This is a genomic window from Flavobacterium sp. UBA7682 (genome assembly GCF_002482945.1).
GTDB lineage: Bacteria > Bacteroidota > Bacteroidia > Flavobacteriales > Flavobacteriaceae > Flavobacterium.
The window spans coordinates 97,697-114,915 of the sequence record NZ_DLGY01000051.1; the positions used below are offsets into that span (position 1 = coordinate 97,697).

Annotated in this window: 16 protein-coding genes; all 16 read right to left on the bottom strand. The window is 39.1% G+C overall.

Annotation, left to right across the window (positions count from 1 at the left end; all coding sequences use genetic code 11):
• Nucleotides 1-130: 130 nt before the first annotated feature.
• Nucleotides 131-1,465, bottom strand: a complete 1,335-nt coding sequence (locus tag B3C16_RS16340; protein WP_291133395.1) for a DUF6986 family protein — start codon at nt 1,463-1,465, stop codon at nt 131-133.
• A 35-nt stretch (nt 1,466-1,500) separates the two neighbouring features.
• Nucleotides 1,501-2,349 carry a 2-oxo-4-hydroxy-4-carboxy-5-ureidoimidazoline decarboxylase gene (gene uraD / locus B3C16_RS16345; protein ID WP_291133397.1) on the bottom strand — a complete coding sequence of 283 codons (849 nt, stop codon included), beginning with the start codon at nt 2,347-2,349 and terminating at the stop codon, nt 1,501-1,503.
• A gap of 9 nt (nt 2,350-2,358) precedes the next feature.
• Nucleotides 2,359-3,687, bottom strand: a complete 1,329-nt coding sequence (locus B3C16_RS16350) for a urate hydroxylase PuuD (protein WP_291133399.1) — start codon at nt 3,685-3,687, stop codon at nt 2,359-2,361.
• Between the two features lie 83 nt (nt 3,688-3,770).
• The gene (gene alc, locus B3C16_RS16355; RefSeq protein ID WP_291133401.1) at nt 3,771-4,787 is read right to left on the bottom strand and encodes an allantoicase; all 1,017 of its coding nucleotides are present in this window, start codon (nt 4,785-4,787) and stop codon (nt 3,771-3,773) included.
• Nucleotides 4,769-6,094 (bottom strand): allantoinase AllB, encoded by a 1,326-nt coding sequence (gene allB / locus B3C16_RS16360; RefSeq protein ID WP_291133403.1) that lies wholly within the window; start codon nt 6,092-6,094, stop codon nt 4,769-4,771. Before allB ends, alc begins: the two co-directional genes overlap by 19 nt.
• A gap of 94 nt (nt 6,095-6,188) precedes the next feature.
• Nucleotides 6,189-7,193, bottom strand: coding sequence for a GTP 3',8-cyclase MoaA (gene moaA / locus B3C16_RS16365; RefSeq protein ID WP_291133405.1), 1,005 nt, complete (start codon nt 7,191-7,193; stop codon nt 6,189-6,191).
• Nucleotides 7,183-8,097, bottom strand: coding sequence for a bifunctional molybdenum cofactor biosynthesis protein MoaC/MoaB (gene moaCB / locus B3C16_RS16370; RefSeq protein ID WP_291133407.1), 915 nt, complete (start codon nt 8,095-8,097; stop codon nt 7,183-7,185). Before moaCB ends, moaA begins: the two co-directional genes overlap by 11 nt.
• A 1-nt stretch (nt 8,098) precedes the next feature.
• Nucleotides 8,099-8,545, bottom strand: a complete 447-nt coding sequence (locus B3C16_RS16375; protein WP_291133409.1) for a molybdenum cofactor biosynthesis protein MoaE — start codon at nt 8,543-8,545, stop codon at nt 8,099-8,101.
• Nucleotides 8,546-9,616 carry a HesA/MoeB/ThiF family protein gene (locus tag B3C16_RS16380; RefSeq protein WP_291133411.1) on the bottom strand — a complete coding sequence of 357 codons (1,071 nt, stop codon included), beginning with the start codon at nt 9,614-9,616 and terminating at the stop codon, nt 8,546-8,548.
• 12 nt (nt 9,617-9,628) lie between these two features.
• A complete protein-coding gene (locus tag B3C16_RS16385; protein ID WP_121313014.1) occupies nt 9,629-9,880 on the bottom strand; it encodes a MoaD/ThiS family protein in 252 nt (83 codons plus the stop codon).
• Nucleotides 9,881-9,882: 2 nt separating this feature from the next.
• Nucleotides 9,883-10,629, bottom strand: coding sequence for a sulfite exporter TauE/SafE family protein (locus B3C16_RS16390; RefSeq protein ID WP_291133413.1), 747 nt, complete (start codon nt 10,627-10,629; stop codon nt 9,883-9,885).
• A gap of 32 nt (nt 10,630-10,661) precedes the next feature.
• The gene (gene glp / locus B3C16_RS16395) at nt 10,662-11,831 is read right to left on the bottom strand and encodes a gephyrin-like molybdotransferase Glp (RefSeq protein ID WP_291133415.1); all 1,170 of its coding nucleotides are present in this window, start codon (nt 11,829-11,831) and stop codon (nt 10,662-10,664) included.
• Nucleotides 11,828-12,745 carry an XdhC family protein gene (locus tag B3C16_RS16400; RefSeq protein ID WP_291133417.1) on the bottom strand — a complete coding sequence of 306 codons (918 nt, stop codon included), beginning with the start codon at nt 12,743-12,745 and terminating at the stop codon, nt 11,828-11,830. The genes glp and B3C16_RS16400 overlap by 4 nt, the downstream gene beginning before the upstream one ends.
• A gap of 18 nt (nt 12,746-12,763) precedes the next feature.
• Complete coding sequence (locus tag B3C16_RS16405) at nt 12,764-15,013, bottom strand: xanthine dehydrogenase molybdopterin binding subunit (protein ID WP_291133419.1); 2,250 nt, start codon at nt 15,011-15,013, stop codon at nt 12,764-12,766.
• Nucleotides 15,010-16,413 (bottom strand): FAD binding domain-containing protein, encoded by a 1,404-nt coding sequence (locus tag B3C16_RS16410; protein ID WP_291133421.1) that lies wholly within the window; start codon nt 16,411-16,413, stop codon nt 15,010-15,012. The genes B3C16_RS16405 and B3C16_RS16410 overlap by 4 nt, the downstream gene beginning before the upstream one ends.
• Before the next feature lie 13 nt (nt 16,414-16,426).
• Entirely contained in the window at nt 16,427-16,906 is a 480-nt protein-coding gene (locus B3C16_RS16415; RefSeq protein ID WP_199717115.1) for a nucleoside deaminase, read from the bottom strand.
• Nucleotides 16,907-17,219 lie beyond the last annotated feature (313 nt).

The following is a 17,219-nucleotide window of genomic DNA, read 5'->3' on the forward strand; positions in this document are numbered from 1 at the left end:
TTGTACGATTCTTGATAAGGATTGTACGATTCTCGACAAGGATTGTGCAATTTTAACTTAGGAAAGTGGTGTTCTAATTTGAAGCACTGATAAACCGGACCGGATTTTAAATCCGATCCGGTGTAGAAAGCTACTTTTTAGCTCGGTTCTCTAAAATCTTCTTAAAAGAACGACCGCGAATTTCTTCTATTGTCAAGCCGGTTACTAAAACTTCTTCTTCCGTTATGGCGCCACTATTTAAGGCTCTGAGGAAATAATTCAATAAACCTTGACCAGTTGCCGCATCGTCAAATACGTCTCCGATTAGAGTGGCACGTGCTGCTTTATCTACAAAAGTTTTCAAGCGGTCGACGGCATCGTCATAACTTTCTAAAAAGAAAGCATAAACAGCCGCATAACGCATAGGAAACTGCGCCGGATTTAAATCCCAACCTTGATAATAGCCGTTCCATAACGAGTGACGAATGTGGTCATATCCTTTTTTCCAAGCTCGGTGAACGACTTGACGGTTTTCTTCTTCCTGTTCGGCAGTCAAATCGCCACGGTGCGGACCGATGGGCATCGTGTTCGTTGCGCCGTCGCTTAACCAGATTCCGGTATGTGCTAAAGCTACTTTGGTCATATGGTGTGCAAAGTCACAAACGGGATGATCCATTTCTTGGTATTTCGCTGTGATACTACAACTTGCGGTATAATCATAAGTTCCAAAATGCATTGCAACACAACGACCTTGAGCCGCTTTGATGAATCTGTATAATGGATTAGTACCGTTAATATCCATGATAGCTTGTGTGGTTTCAACCATCATTTCCATTTTCAGGATGCCTTTGGCTAAACCTAATTCTTCTTCTAAAATCGTAAAGAAATTGGCCAAAGTTTCGGGTTGTTCCGGTATGGTGACTTTGGGTAACATGACCACAAAATTCTCCGGTAATTTGCCGTTGGTTTCCTTTACTAAAGTAGAAACAAAAATATCTAAGGTTCTCAAACCACGTTCTTTCATTTCCTCTGTAAACGGTTTGATTCGGATTCCGATGAATGGTGAAAGGGTTTTGTCTGCCATACCTTTAGCGACTTCTTTTGCTGCGGTTACAGCCGTTGCATCTTCTTCTTCATTGCTGCGATTGCCGTAACCATCTTCAAAATCGATGCGAAAATCTTCTATAGCTTCCGATTTTAATTTGGCCACGACCTTATCATAAATGCGTTTATTAAAATCATTGCCGCCGGTTAAGCCAAAAGCTTTTCCGAACACTTCATGATTTGGCGCATAGGTTTCTAAAATTTCCAAAGCTCGATGTCCTAAGGCAATTGGCGCATCAGATTTGAAAAGATTCGCTCCTCCGTATAAAGTATGAACCGGTTGCCGGTCGCTTCGGTCTCCGGGATATATTTCGTTAAAAGTATTGTTCGCCTGAGATAAATTTTGGAACAATTGTTCTTTTTTATGGGAAGGAATTGTCATTTGAGTTATGAGTTATGAGTTATGAATTATGAGTTTTAGCTACCGCGGTAAGTGCTATATCCAAAAGGATTGACTAACAACGGAACATGATAATGCGTTTCATCAAAAGTATTGAAAAGGATTTCCACTTCGGGATAAAACGTTTTTAGGTTTTGGGTGGCATAATAGCTTCCGGTGTCGAAAACCATTTTGTAAGTATCTGGTTTTAGGTTTTTTTCTTGTGGTAATAAATCGGGAATTCTGCCGTCGGCATTGGTGATTCCTTGCGCAATGGTTTGCCAAACATTGTTTCTTTTAGCTTGTAAACGAATAGAAATGTTTTTTCCGGGTAAACCAACAGCGGTGTCTAAAACGTGTGTCGTGATTTGGCTTACTTTCAGAAAACTAAAATCGCCATCGGTCAGTAATTTTTTGAACCGAATGATGGAAATTTTTTGTTGTTCGCCCATCGCAATGTGCAATTCTTCTTCGGGTGTATTTTTTAATCTATCCAACAGCAGTTGCAGCATTTCATCGGCGGATTTTCCGGTGGCACAAACGATGAAAATAAAACCATTTTTGGCTTCATAATCCGTGTTGGCTTTCGCCAAATTTTGAATCGTTTCTTGCTTCGCCACGGCAACTCCGGCTTGTTCTTTGCCGGCAAATTTTTCGGTCAAACTTTTGACATCACCAATTTTCGGATGGTGTGTGAAGGATTCTCTCCAATCGGTTTCACCACAGTCATCGTACCAAATGGAAGCCGACAAATCTACCAATTGTTTTTCGGAAGCAAACGGAAAATGCGACATCATGGCGGACGCCCATTTATCGGAACCACAACAAGCAAATAAATATTGCTTTGCAGTTTCTTTATCTAAAGTATTAAAAGTTGCTAATGTCATAAGCTCAATTTATTTAAGGCTCGCTCCTTGTTCGATCCAACAACGAATAATATTGCGTTCCTCTTCGGTCATGTTGGTTTTATTATTCTGCGGCATTGTTTTGGTCAATATAACCCTTTGCATAATTAACTCTTTTTTCTTTACAATGTCTTCCGGCGTATCATATTTTACACCATTCGGCGCGACTTTATACGTATCATCAGTCGGTGCCGAAGAATGACATTGCACGCAACGCTTCTCAATAATGGTTTGCACTTCTGTGATGCTGACTTGTGTTTTACATTCGGTTGGATTCGTACTGGGCGCCGTAATAAAACAAGCCGCTAAAAGTATCACCACCGAAACCGGCAAAATCCAAACATTGAGTTCTTTCTTTTCTTTTAAATTCAAATAGTGCTTGACGCCTGCTGCACCGAGCGAAATAATCGCCAAAACTACCCACGGATATTCATACCCGAAAGTCGATGGAAAGTGATTGCTGACCATGACAAACAACACCGGCAATGTAAAATAGTTATTGTGCAAGGATCGCGCTAAGGCTTTTTTACCCAAACTCGGATCTAATGGAATGCCCAATTTGGCACAACGCACCATTTCCTTTTGTCCCGGAATAATCACAAAAAACACATTGGCGACCATCAAACTGCCAATCATTGCTCCGAAATGAATATACGCCGCTCTCGCACTAAACACTTGACAATAAAACCAAGCAAACGCAATCAGAAGAATAAAACCAATAATCGAAAACCAGAATTGATTTTTGATTAAACCGGATTTACACATTTGGTCATAAATAATCCATCCGACAACGAACGACCCGATACCGGTTAAGATCCCTTGTGTCGCAGAAATGTCCATTACGTTTTTGTCTATTAAGAAAGCGGAAGCATTAAAATAATACACCACAAACAACAAACAAAAACCCGAAAGCCAAGTAAAATAAGCTTCATATTTGAACCAATGCAAATGTTTTGGAATCGTCTTGGGCGCGACTTTGTATTTCTCCAAATAATAAAATCCGCCACCGTGAACCGCCCAGAGATTTCCCGCCAATTCGTCTCTTACGTCTTCTGTCCTATTTAAGGCATTCTCTAAGAATACAAAATAAAATGATGCGCCAATCCAAGCAATTCCGAAAGTAATGTGCAGCAATCGAATGACGATATTAAGCCATTCCATCAAATGACTTTCCAATGGCGTGCCTTGTACCAAAATATAGGTATTGACCAAAATCCCAACGATCGCTAATAAAATTCCGGTATAAATATAATTTTGACTGGTATTTTTAATTTCTTCGGTTTCTTCGGTTTCTGATTTGGTCACTTTTATTTTCGGCATTTTATACGAAACATAACCCAGCAGGATTAACACGCTGAAGTAAATCACATACAAAACAATTAGTATAAAAGTATTCAAAGCTATTATTTATTGATTTTACCAAAGATTCTTAATCGGCTTACGCCACCGTCAGGGAAAATATTTAAACGAATATGTGTTATCGCACCTAAAGTATTTACTTCTGAAATGAACTCATGAATATTATCTGCACTTAACTTTTGTTGCGGCAAAAGTAATTTCCAATCCGAATTTATCACTTCATCAGTATTGAAAACACAAGCTTCAATCGAACAACTATCAGGATAATTGCCTTTAAAATGGCAAGTATCAACAATAATACGGTCTACAATTCCTTTATGCGCTAATTTTAAAATTACCCAATCTCTGTTATTAGGTGTTCGGTTTCTTTTGGTTTCCCAACCGTCGCCCATATTGGCGCCGCGATTCGGTATAATCAAATTGCCCATCGCGCTAAAAAACATATCGTTACAAGCAATCGCCTGACCGCCGTTGATTGCTGCTGCCAAATCAATTTCTTGAGAAGCGTCGAAAGTCTCCCAATTTTTAAAAACTTCGCCGTAAACTCTGAAACGTGCTACGCCACCATCAGGATAAATGTGCAAACGCAAATGCGTAAAAATTTCATCGCTTTCGCATTCATAGAAATTTTGTGAACCGGCATCTAAATGGGATTTAGGTAGAATTTCTTTCCATGCTAAATTCTCCCAATCCGTAATATCAGTAGCATTATCTATATAAATAGCTTCAATCGAAGCATGCGGTGGATGATTTCCCAAAAAGAAATTAGTATCAATGTCAAATCCGGTAATTTTTCCCGAAGTCGCTAATTGGATAATGGCCCAATCATGTCCCGGAGTTCTTTTGCGGCGGCTTTCCCAACCGTCCATCCATTTGCCTCGATCGGTATATTTGTCGGCGATAAATACACCGCGTGTTGGTAAAATTAAGTTTTCTTTTTCGGCAAAAAAATCATCTGTCGCATACAAAACCTTTCCGCCCAAACGTTCTGCCGCTAAGTCGGTTAGTTGTGTAAATGCCGGTGATTCTTTGATTATCTCTGTTACTTTTGCAAAAGCCATTGTCCTTTATTTTTATTTCTTATTGATTTATTTTGGTAAACCGTTTCGCCATTCACAATGGTTTCCGAAACAATTCCGTTTAAGTTTTGTCCGATATACGGACTTATTTTATATCTGAAAAGAATCTCTTCTTCTTTGATGATTTGGCTTGCTGCAGGATTCCAAATCACAAAATCAGCGTCATTTCCTATTGCTATTTTTCCTTTTCTCTTTGCCTTTATAAACTCCGCCGGTTTTGAGGTAACCAATGGTATAAATTGTTCCAATGTCATTATATCTTTCATCGCAGTCCAAGAACCGTTTAGTAAAAACTGAATACCGGCAATGCCACCCCAAGCTTTTTTTAAATTCCCGCTTTCCATTTCTTTGATATTCGGTGGCGCAGGCGAATGGTCTGTCGTGATAAAATCTAAAACCCCTGAAAGGAAAGCTTGCTTCAATTGGTCATTATTGGCTTTCTCCCGAATGGGTGGCGCACATTTGTATATGCAACTTGCGTCCGGAATGTCTTCTGCGTTGAAGTAAATGTATTGCGTACACGTTTCGGCGGTGATTGGTAAGCCTTCTTTTTTGGCGGCTTCAATTTGGCTCAAAGCTTCCGCAGAAGAGACATGAACAATGTGCACTGGGCAATTGTGCTCACGACACTTGCGAATCATCAATGCTATCGCCTCATTTTCCCAATGCTTTGGTCGACTGGCTAAATAATGTCGGTAGCTCGTTGGATGGTTTTCAAAATCGCATTCTACTTCATTGGCATACAATTCACAATGTGCTAACAATGGCAAATTGTATTTCGCCATAATCGGCATCGCTTGGTCTAAATCTTTTTCAGTCACATTGGGAAATTCATCGATTCCGGAATGCGTTAAAAAACATTTTACCCCAACAATTCCGGCTTTAATCATCGCTTCTAAATGGGATGCATTTCCCGGAACCAATCCGGCATAAAAACCCACGTTGACATTCATTTTGCCTTTAGTCGATTCCATTTTTTGCTGAAGCGCCTCCAAAGTAATCGTCACCGGACTGGCGTTCAAAGGCATGTCGATAATTGAAGTTGTTCCTCCGGCAGCCGCGGCTTGAGTGGCGGTTTCAAATCCTTCCCATTCGGTTCTTCCTGGTTCATTTACATGTACGTGAACGTCAATAACGCCTGGCATAATAACCAAATCACCCAAATCTTCCGCGCTATTTTGTTTGTCAAAATGGATGTTGGAAATCGTCCCGTTTTGGAAACAAACCGTGGCGGGTTGTAACTTACCGCCAACCCAAACGTTCTGACTGTATATTTTTCTTTCTTGCAATGTTATAAAATTGAATTTTTCTTATAAGCGAACCTACAAATATAGATTTTATTAAAAAAATTACAAGTTTTATTAAAGAATATTGATTTGAAAATTATCCACCAATGGCAATCATACTTCTGTTCTGGGAAAACAGTTCGGGATTTTGGAATTTGAGATCGTCATCCATACCGGCGCGAACGGCTTTTTTGGATAATAAATTTTGTTGAATCAAAGGTAAAATGGATGCTCCGGCGCGTAACGTTTCCAATAAAGAAGTTTCAGAATTGGAGAACAAACAGTTTTTCAATTTGCCATCAGCGGTTAAACGAATGCGGTTACAAGTGCTGCAAAACGGATTCGTCACCGAACTAATTACGGCAAAACTGCCTAAATAAGATTTGATTTTGAAATTCTTAGCCGTGTCATTGGGCGCATCAACAAGTCTTTCTATTTCGCTAAAAGCATATTCGGATTGAATAATTTCCATGATTTCGGCATAAGAAACCAATTTAGTTTTATCCCATTGGTTACCGCTGAAAGGCATGAATTCGATAAAACGAATTTTGATATTTTTATCTTTAGTCAACTTAATAAAATCAAGGATTTCATCATCATTGAATTCTTTGATCAAAACTACATTCAGCCTGACTTTAAAGCCTTCCTGAATCAGTAAATCTATATTGTCAAAAACCGTCTCGAAGTAATTTCTTCGGGTGATTTTATTGAATTTTTCTTTGACCAAACTATCAATGCTGATGTTGATGTTTTTGATATTGGCTTCTTTAAAAGTTGTGATGAAATTGGGCACTAAAATTCCATTCGTAGTGATACTCAAATCAACGCCGAGTTTTCCTAATTCCTGAATAATCGCTGCTGCATCTTTTCGTACCAAAGGTTCGCCACCGGTCAATCTGATTTTGGTTACACCATAACTGACAAAAGTTTTGGCCATATAAATAATTTCTTCGGCAGTCATCAAATGGGATTTTGTCGTCAGCGCAATACCTTCTTCCGGCATGCAATAACTGCATCTCAAATTACAGTGTTCCGTAATCGAAATGCGCAAATAGTTGTGTTCACGCCCAAAAGAATCCTGCAAATCGAAATTATTTTCCATGGTCGAATCCGTTCAATAATTTAAACAAATGCAAAACGGATGGAAACACCGCATCAATCGATTCCGAAGCACCGCCAACCGAACCCGGCAAAGCCATAATCAGCGTATCGCCTTTGAATCCGACCACACTTCGCGATAACATAGCCAATGGTGTTCTTTCTTGCCCGTAAGAGCGAATTGCTTCTTCAATGCCCGGAATTCTTCGGTCTAATAAAGGAATTACCGCTTCAGGCGTTACGTCTTTATGCGATAATCCTGTACCACCGGTTAGGATGATTAAATCTGTTTTTTGGACACAAAGACTTTCGATACTGGTTTGGATTTCGGAAACTTTATCCGGAATGATGTCGTATTGAGAAACTATTAATCCTAGTTTTTCTAATTTTTCCGTAATGCCTTTTCCGGATGTATCTTTTTTGGTTCCGGCCGAAACACTATCGGAACAAACGATTACGGCAACGGAAAGGTTGTGGTTTTCATTAGCACCAAAATCAGATTTGCCACCTTTTTTGTGAAGCAATTTTATGGTAGAAATTTCGACATTTTTGTCAATGGGTTTCAACATATCATACATCGTTAGCGCCACGATTGATGCGCTGTGCATGGCTTCGACCTCAACACCGGTTTTGTAAATCGTTTTGACACAGACTTGAATTTCGATAAAATCTTCGAAACATTCGAAGTGAATTCCGGTATATTCAATCGGCATCGGATGGCAATCGGGAATGACACTTGCAGTGTTTTTTACAGCAAATAATCCGGCGGTTCTGGCCACTTCCAACACATCGCCTTTTGGTACTTTTTTGTCCAAAATGGCTTGTATGGTTTCCGCAGAACCCACTTTTACAATCGCTTGCGCTGTTGCAGTTCTGAGAGTTGTGATTTTGTGAGTGATGTCGACCATTTTAAGTGTTTTTTTTCCAAGTATAAGTTTCGTCCTCGAAGATTTCTTTGCCAAAAACCGGCACTTTCGCTTTTATTTCTTCTACTAAAAATTCTAAAGCTTCAAAAACCACTTTTCGCCTTGGTGCTGAAACGAAAATGAACAAACAAATTTCGCCTGCTTTGACCAATCCTAAACTGTGGTAAATGTGCATACAAGTTACCTCATATTTGGCGAAAGCCGCTTCTCTAATTTCATTTAAAGTGGTTGTAGCCATTTCTTCGTAGGCAGTATAATCAATGGCTACCACTTCTTTTCCTTCGATCTCATCGGCACGAACTTGTCCCAAGAAAATATTGTGTGCGCCAATCGTGGTTTTAGATTGATGTTTCGCAATCGAATTTCCGATGAACTCTGCGGAAATTGATCCATTGATGAAACAAGTTTTTTTAGCTTTTTCAGTATTCATTTATATATTCTTTTTGAGCAATGATTCAATGCCGTTTGAAAGATGATGGACATTGGCAAAGCCATTTTTGATTAAATAGTCACCGGTCAGTTTACTTCTATTGCCTTCTTGACAAAATAGGATTATTTTTTTATTTCGTTCAATACCCTTAAGAAAATCATCTAATTGGGCTAATGGAATATGGTTGATATTTTCGATTTCTAATTTTGGTGCTTCATAACTTTCTCTGATGTCAATCACCACATTGCTTTCTTTAGTCAATTCGATTAAGAAATTATTAGCGGAAATAACGCCTACACCAATATTTAAAATTTGATTTAAAACCGCCAATCCGTTTTGGATTCCTTTTTCTTTTTCGATTTCATTTCCTGAAAAATCGATAGTTTGAAAATAATTATTCAAACCATTGTACAACAACAATTTTCCGTTTAACACTACGCCAATACCGAGAATAATCTTCAGCACTTCATTGGCTTGCATTACACCCAACATATTCGGCAAAACGCCTAAAACGCCGCTGTCATTGCAATTGACACTCTTTTTCAATGCTTCACTTTCGGGAAACAAACAGCGATAAGTTGGCCCGTTTTGGTAATTAAACACCGAAAGTTGGCCTTCAAATTTGTGAATCGACGCATAAACCATCGGAATGTTTTTGACCAAAGCGATGTCGTTTATCAAATAACGAGTTGCATTATCATCGGTGCAATCGACTATGATTTGGTAATCGGAGACAATTTCAAAAGCATTTTGACTGGTGAAATATTTGGGATAAACTACTATGTTTACATCAGGATTTTGTCTAAAAACGACTTCTTTAGCAACAGTAACTTTCTTGCTTCCAACGTCGTTCATAGAATATAAAAACTGTCGATGTAAATTGGTTTCTGCGATTACATCGCCATCTACAATTCCGATATTTCCAACACCGGCAGCGGCTAAATTTTGCAAAACCGGACAACCCAAACCACCGGCGCCAATGACTAAAACTTTAGCCTTGGAGAGTTTTTCCTGACCTGAAACACCGATTTCGGTCAGTTGGATCTGTTTGTCGTATCTTTTACTTTGCATTTATATTTCGAATTAGCCTCCGGAAAATGCCGGTAATAAGGCAATCTCATCATTGTTTTTTAACACCAATGCCATATCCGAAACCAGTGTTTGATTGACAGCGAACAAATAATTCACTTCTTTCATATCGGGAAAGGCATCTTCAAGCGTTACTCTTAAATCGTTCAAGGTTGGAATATCGCCGTTAAACTCAGCAATATCTGCATCCATATCAACAATATCACTGATAATTCCATAATATTTTACCGGACATTTTATTTTCATAGTTAGGTTGTATATAATTTTAAAATCGCGATGCCCAACACAAAAGCCAAGACAGTTCTCAAAGTATGTGTATTGAATTTTTTACTTCCATAATATGCCCCAAGAATTCCGCCAACCAAAACCACAACTATTATCGGCGTTGAAGAAATTGGTAATATTCCGCCTTGAGCTACAAAGCCGAAAAGTCCCGAAATGGAATTGACCAAAATAAACAACGCAGAAACGGCTGCCGTTTGTTTGAAATTGGCCCATCCTAAAAGCAACAAAACCGGACTCAAAATAATACCACCGCCAATGCCAATCAATCCTGATAAAAATCCGATTGTAGCTCCAATAAATAAAGCCAAAGGTATATTCATTGGTTTTCGCACTAGTTTTTCTTTACCAAACAATCCTAACAATCTGGCTACCGCGAAGACTAAAACTGTGGCTAAAATGATTTTATACCAATGGGTTTCAATAGTAACCATTCCGCCTAAAAAAGAAAACGGAATTGAGGTGATTGCAAACGGATAAAACAATTTCCATTCAAACTTCTTTTCGCGGTAAAAAAAGTAAAACGAAATCGCGGAGACCAATATATTCAGGACCAAAGCAGTCGGTTTCATAAAAGTCACCGGAAAGGCAAACAAACTCATCAAAGCCAAATATCCGCTTGCGCCGCCATGTCCAACGCTTGCATATAAAAATGCAACGACTGCTAAAAGCACAAGCAATAACGGAGATTGAATTAGATCGCTGACAAACATTTTGGAAAAAAAATTAATGTATTGTAAATATACTAAATAGTGTAAACAAGAACCTTATCACTTTGACGAACTTCGTATTTCCCCTCGGGTAAAAAAACCAAAGCATTCGCGTTTGCAAAAGAATTTAACATCGCTGAATCTTGGTGAGACAATATTGCAACCTCTTCATTGGAGACCAAAGCTTTTAAAAACTGTGCTCTCGGATTATCGACGACAAAATCGTGAGTGATATTTTTCTCCAATGTTAAACCAAATGAAGCTGAAATCCCAGAATATTTTTGTAATGTTGGCAGCACATAAATATAAAAACAAGTCAGGCTCGCAGCCGGATTCCCTGGTAAAGCAAAGATCATTTTATTTTCTTTTTTCCCCGCGAATAATGGCTTTCCGGGTTTTTGATTGACTTTGTAAAACAAGGTTTCCACTTCCAAACTTTCTAAAGCTTTGCCCACAAAATCATAATCGCCAACAGAAATACCGCCGGAAACTAAGACAACATCGTTTTCAGCAATGGCTTGTTCCAAAATGGTTTTGGTACTTTTAAAATCGTCTCCAACTTGATAGGTTTTAATGCGTTCAAAATTTGCATTCAGCAAAGCCGTTTGGAGCATAATTGTGTTGCTGTTATAGACTTTTCCTTCGGGTAAAGGGTTTCCCATTTCGACCAATTCATTTCCGGTGACGATGATTGCCACGGTCGGTTTTTGATAGACTTTGACTTTGTCAAAACCCAATCCGGCTAAGAAACCTACAGCAGCTGTATTGAGGAAAGTGCCTTTTTTTAAAGCGATATCATTCTCTGAAATCTGTGCGCCTTTTGGGCGAACATTGGTTTCGGGCTTTATATTCTCTTGAAGTTTCAGAGTCGAATTTTCAACGCTTACTTTCTCGATTTGAATGACGGCTTGCGCCGAATGAGGAACTGAAGCACCGGTGAAAATTTTTATGGCTTGTCCAGGTTTCAATACTTGGTTGAAAATATCGCCGGCTTTGACTTCACCTACAATTTCATATTCTAGATTATCCTGTAATGACAACGCAAAACCATCCATCGTCGCTTGCCGAAATGGCGGCATATTGATTGGAGAACACAAGGTTTCCGCCAAAATGTGATTCCGAGATTCCAATAACGAAACTTCAACTACTCGGAGTGAATAATTGAGATTTTCTAGAATGGAAAAGGCTTCGGCTATCGATATCATCGGTTTTGGTTTCTGATTTGGATTAGTTGGGCCGCAATGCTGATGGCGATTTCTTGAGTGGTTTCACTTTTGATATTCAAGCCAATTGGTGCGTGAACTTTGGTGATTTTTTCTTTAGCAAAACCATCGACTTCAAGGTTTTTGAACAAGGTTTCAATTTTGGTAACGCTTCCTAGCATTCCTATGTATTTGAAGTTTTTGTCCAATAAACGTCGGATAATAACATCATCGGTTCGATAGCCAAAAGACATGATTACAACATAAATATCATCGCCTTCTGGAATATGATTTTCTATCGTTTCAAAATCGATTACTTGTTTGGATTGCACAAAGTCATTGGCTTGCATTGTATTCAAATTCTCGCGATGATCGAGCAAATGCAATTCGAAATCAAGTTGGGATAAGACTTCACTTAACGCCAAACCAACATGTCCACCGCCAATGATATAGACTTTTTGAGTTAATACATTTTTTTCTTTGAAAAGCCATTCGGGAGTTTCAGTCGTTTCTACATTGACCGAAATATCTAAATTGGAATAAGAAATCCAACAGTTGTCTTCTAAAATGATTTGGGCTACCGTTGGTATAAAATCCGTGTTAATATCATAAAAAGCAATTGTTTGTTGGCCTGAACAAATCATGCCGGATTGGTCTTTGGGTGCGAATTTGTCGTGGATTTGGTGTTTGATAAAAGGTTCGAACTTTGGTTTATCCAAAAGACTTTCAGCCAATTCCACCATTTTGTGTTCCATGATGCCGCCACCAATAGTGCCGTACATTTGGTTTTTGGTCACCAACATTTTAAAACCTTTTCGTCCCGGACTGCTGCCTTCATTGGCAATAACAATCATTAAGACCAATCTGGATTCGTCTTTTAGTACCGTTAAAAGCTTTTTATAGAAATCGACCACCATAAACAAAAGAGTTTTAGTTTATGCTTTTTGATATAAATCCATCAATACCTTTTCAGGCGTATACGGTGCATTAACAGCCAAATCAGCTTCAGGATTGAATGCTTTCACTGCATTTCGAATCGCAAAATACGCTCCGATTCCGTACATCAATGGCGGTTCGCCAACGGCTTTAGATTTCTTTATTGCCAATTCATGGCCTTCGGTTTCCAAATGTTGTATGTTAATCACTTTGGGCACCGAATAAATATCAGGCACTTTGTATGTCGATAACGCGTTTGAAACCAATCGTCCTTGGTCGTTATAAATGATTTCTTCCAATGTCATCCAGCCGATTCCTTGCACTAAACCGCCTTCGATTTGACCATTGTCAATCGTTGGGTTCATACTTTGCCCGAAATCGTGAACGATATTCACACTATCAAAATCATAAGTTCCTTTCAAACAATCGACGGTCACTTCATGAATGGCAGTTCCGTAAACGTGATAGGCAAACGGATGGCCTTTTTCTTTGGTTTTGTCGTAATGAATCGTTGGTGTTGCGTAATGAGCATTTTCCGAAAGTGCGACACGCTGCGTAAATGCTCTTGTGATTAAAGCATTCCAAGTGACTTCCGTTTTAGTTTCATTGGCATAGACCATTTCGTCTTTCAGTTCGATAATTTGGTCTGTATATTCTTTTTGAGCAACTGCTTTTAATCGTTCCAACAAAGCGTTACAAGCCATTTGCAAAGCTTTCCCGTTTAGGTCTGCTCCAGCGCTGGCGGCTGTTGGAGAAGTATTGGCAACACGCAAAGTATTGGTAGATTCAATGCGAACTTTGGACGGTTGAATGCCAAAAGTTTCTACTACAATTTGCAGCATTTTGGTATTCACACCTTGACCCATTTCTACTGCACCGGTACTTACGACAACGCTTCCATCGTGGTAAATGTGTACCAAAGCCCGAGCGTGGTTCATCATCGTATTGGTAAACGAAATTCCGAAACAAATCGGTTGGATTGCTAAGCCTTTTTTGAATCTGGTATTATTGTTATTGAATTCTTCTACCCTTTTCTTTTGGCTTTCATAATCATAGTTTTTCATGCAGGTTTCCCAAGCATTGGTCGCTTCGACTTGTTGCAAAATCTGACCATAAGATAACTCATCACCGTCTTTGACCAAATTCGCTCTTTGAATTTCAGCCGGATTGATGTCTAAAGTTTCAGCGGCTTTGACAATCGCAGCTTCAATGACGAATTTTCCTTGTGGTCCGCCAAAGCCACGAAATGCGGTATTTGGTGGTAAATTGGTTTTACAACTGTAAGCCTTTGCCATCACATTCGGAACAAAATACGCATTGGTGGAATGGAACAAAGTTCTTTCCATAACCGCTGGCGATAAATCTGCAGCGGCGCCGGCATTCTGATAATGTGTTACTTCGTAGGCTAATATTTTTAAATCTTTAGTTAGCCCAATTTTAAAATCGGCCGAATAAGGATGACGTTTTCCGGTCATGCGCATATCGTCCATGCGGTGCATTGCCATTTTCACTGGTTTGTGTAAATGTTGCGCCGCCAGAGCAACCATTACAGCCCACGGTGTTGCTTGGTCTTCTTTTCCACCAAAACCGCCGCCTAAACGAACGGTGTCGATTTCAATTTTGTGCATTGGAATACCTAAAACTTGCGCAACCATTCTTTGCACAGCTGTTGGTCCTTGCGTTGAAGATGATATAATAATGCTGCCATCTTCTTTTGGACGAGCGTAAGCACCTTGTGTTTCAATGTATAAATGTTCTTGTCCGTTGACATCGCTTCGGCCTTCGATAATGTGTTCGCATTGTGACCAAGCTTCGGCAGTATTACCGAGTTTGAAACTTCTCGCTGGCATGATTAATTTACCTTTGGCTTGTGCTTCTCTTGGATCAACAATTATGGGTAACTCTTCGTAATCGACTTTGATTAATTTGGCCGCCATTCGGCAATCGTGTTCCGATTTACCTACAATCAAAGCGATAACTTGTCCGCGGAAATGAACTTCATCTTCTGCAAATAAGGGTTCGTCAGGAATAATGCCTCCGATTTGGTTTAAACCAGGAACATCTTTGGCAGTTAAAATCGTGACAATTCCTTTGCGATTCAGTGCTTGTTGCAAATCAACACTATTGATTTTAGCATGAGCTACAGTCGAATCAAACGGCAAAGCATATAGCGTTCCTTGTATTTCCTGAATGTCATCTAAGTAGATTGACTTTCCTTTTACGTGGTTGTGTGCGTCTATATTGATCATACTAAGTCGTCCATTTTAAAGGTTTCCGGAAATAATGTGAGGAAATGCGCGAAGAACAATTGGCGCGCCAATAATCTTTTGTAAGTTTCAGTGCCACGTGCATCGCTGATGGGTGACAATTCGGTTTGTAAAATGGTTTCGACTTCTTTTAACGTAGCGATATTCAACTCTTTTCCGACCAAAAAGGCATTGGTTTTAGCTAAATACTTCGGAATTGGTCCAACGCCGCCAATTGAAATCTGAGCATCATTAATTACATTTCCATTTACAGTAATTGTGATTGCAGTATTTACACTCGCTATATCTAAATACTGACGTTTACATACTTTTTCAAAATTGAATTTTGTTCCATTTTTTGGAACTTCAAAAGTGATTTCCGTAATGATTTCGTCTGCCTTTTTATCTAAGGTTTTGTAGCCTAAATAAAAATCTTTTAACGCTACTTGACGGCTTACCTTTTCTTTATTGGTCAATGTTAGTTTTGCTTTCATAGCCAAAAGGATAATCGTAAAATCTCCTATCGGCGAACCGTTAGCGATGTTTCCGGCGATGGTGGCAATGTTTCGAATTGGTGTAGATGATAATAATTTTAAGTAATTGTACCAATTTGGAATTGCATTCAACAACGCTTTATTATCCATTAAATCGGTAACCGTTGCTGAAGATTTTAGGGTACAAATATTGCCACTAAAAGTAATGCCGTTTAATTCTTTTTTATCGAATAAGTAATCCAAATCGATGTCGTGTAATTCGTCATGTTTTTGAACATATAAATCAGTTCCGCCACCAATTGCGACTTGTCCATTTGAACTGTATACTTTGTTTTGAATTGCTTCTATTCTTTTTGGGACTTCTAAAAAGTATTCCGGAATAAATTCATTGGCTACCAACCAATGTAAAGGATTTTGTTGGTCTTTATTTTCTAATTTCTCTGTAAACTTTGCGGCGGCTCTTTCAATCGATTTGTAACCCGTGCATCGACAAATGTTTCCGTCAATCGCGCTGATGGCATTTTCCAAAGTTACTTGAGAACAAGTCAGTGCATAACCGCTCATCGAGTTGATAAATCCCGGTGTACAGAAACCACATTGCGTTCCGGAACAATCAACCATGGCTTGTTGCGCTTGATTGAGTTTGTCTATAAGATTAGTTCCTTCCACGGTGACGATGTGTTTTCCGTGAGCGTTTGGCAATGGCGTTAAGCAAGAAGTGGCACTGATGTATTCCATTTTGCCGTTTTTTAGCGAGCCGATTAAAATTGTACAAGCACCGCAATCGCCTTCGCGACAACCGATTTTTGTACCGCGCAGATTTTCATCATAACGAATAAAATCCAACAAGGTTGTACTCGCTGGTTTGTCGGTAGTGATTAATCGTTGATTTAGGAGAAATTGAATCATAAAAGCTCTCGAATTAATATTCTACTTTAGCAACGCTTTTTGACCATAATTGGAAAGCTTCTAAAGCTTCTTCACGCATCATTTGCTCGGTTTGCAGTTTTCGATTTTGGTAAGGTAATTCTAATTCTTCGTAGATAAATTGATCATCGAATTGGATATCTGCAGCATCTTTTTTGGTATTGGCGAAATACATTTTATCAGGTCTCGCCCAATAAATCGCACCCAAACACATTGGACAAGGTTCGCAACTCGTGTAAATTTCGCACCCATCAAGTTGAAAAGTTCCTAATACAGCGCAAGCATTTCTGATGGCCACAACCTCAGCATGGGCTGTAGGATCATTGGTAGAAGTTACGCCATTCGCACCGCGAGCGATTATTTGACCATCTTTTACAATTACGGCACCAAAAGGACCGCCTTTACCTGATTTTACATTTTCGATTGACAGGTTGATGGCTTCCTGCATGAATTCATTATGTTTTGTAGCGCACATAAACTATTTTTTTAAACTATTTTTTAGACTAATTTCTAACTGTCATTCATTTTTTGACAGCCGATAAAGATACGAATAGAAATGATTTACAAAAAAGTTTTTTAAAATATTGATTGACCTAAAAACAAAAAACCACCCCTTTTCAGTGATGGTTTTCTTATTGAGCTGGCAAAAGGACTTCCCGAATCTGCGTTCGGGATAAACTTCTCGTCCTAATTTGGATAAAAACAAAAAACCACCACTTTTCAGTGATGGTTTTCCTATTGAGCCGGCAGAGGGACTCGAACCCACGACCTGCTGATTACAAATCAGC

Excerpts from the sequence above, each read along its gene's own strand:
- B3C16_RS16340 (WP_291133395.1), bottom strand. The coding sequence starts at position 1,465 with ATGACAATTCCTTCCCATAAAAAAGAACAATTGTTCCAAAATTTATCT.
- uraD (WP_291133397.1), bottom strand. The coding sequence starts at position 2,349 with ATGACATTAGCAACTTTTAATACTTTAGATAAAGAAACTGCAAAGCAA.
- B3C16_RS16350 (WP_291133399.1), bottom strand. The coding sequence starts at position 3,687 with ATGCCGAAAATAAAAGTGACCAAATCAGAAACCGAAGAAACCGAAGAA.
- alc (WP_291133401.1), bottom strand. The coding sequence starts at position 4,787 with ATGGCTTTTGCAAAAGTAACAGAGATAATCAAAGAATCACCGGCATTT.
- moaA (WP_291133405.1), bottom strand. The coding sequence starts at position 7,193 with ATGGAAAATAATTTCGATTTGCAGGATTCTTTTGGGCGTGAACACAAC.
- moaCB (WP_291133407.1), bottom strand. The coding sequence starts at position 8,097 with ATGGTCGACATCACTCACAAAATCACAACTCTCAGAACTGCAACAGCG.
- B3C16_RS16375 (WP_291133409.1), bottom strand. The coding sequence starts at position 8,545 with ATGAATACTGAAAAAGCTAAAAAAACTTGTTTCATCAATGGATCAATT.
- B3C16_RS16380 (WP_291133411.1), bottom strand. The coding sequence starts at position 9,616 with ATGCAAAGTAAAAGATACGACAAACAGATCCAACTGACCGAAATCGGT.
- B3C16_RS16385 (WP_121313014.1), bottom strand. The coding sequence starts at position 9,880 with ATGAAAATAAAATGTCCGGTAAAATATTATGGAATTATCAGTGATATT.
- B3C16_RS16390 (WP_291133413.1), bottom strand. The coding sequence starts at position 10,629 with ATGTTTGTCAGCGATCTAATTCAATCTCCGTTATTGCTTGTGCTTTTA.
- glp (WP_291133415.1), bottom strand. The coding sequence starts at position 11,831 with ATGATATCGATAGCCGAAGCCTTTTCCATTCTAGAAAATCTCAATTAT.
- B3C16_RS16400 (WP_291133417.1), bottom strand. The coding sequence starts at position 12,745 with ATGGTGGTCGATTTCTATAAAAAGCTTTTAACGGTACTAAAAGACGAA.
- B3C16_RS16405 (WP_291133419.1), bottom strand. The coding sequence starts at position 15,013 with ATGATCAATATAGACGCACACAACCACGTAAAAGGAAAGTCAATCTAC.
- B3C16_RS16410 (WP_291133421.1), bottom strand. The coding sequence starts at position 16,413 with ATGATTCAATTTCTCCTAAATCAACGATTAATCACTACCGACAAACCA.
- B3C16_RS16415 (WP_199717115.1), bottom strand. The coding sequence starts at position 16,906 with ATGTGCGCTACAAAACATAATGAATTCATGCAGGAAGCCATCAACCTG.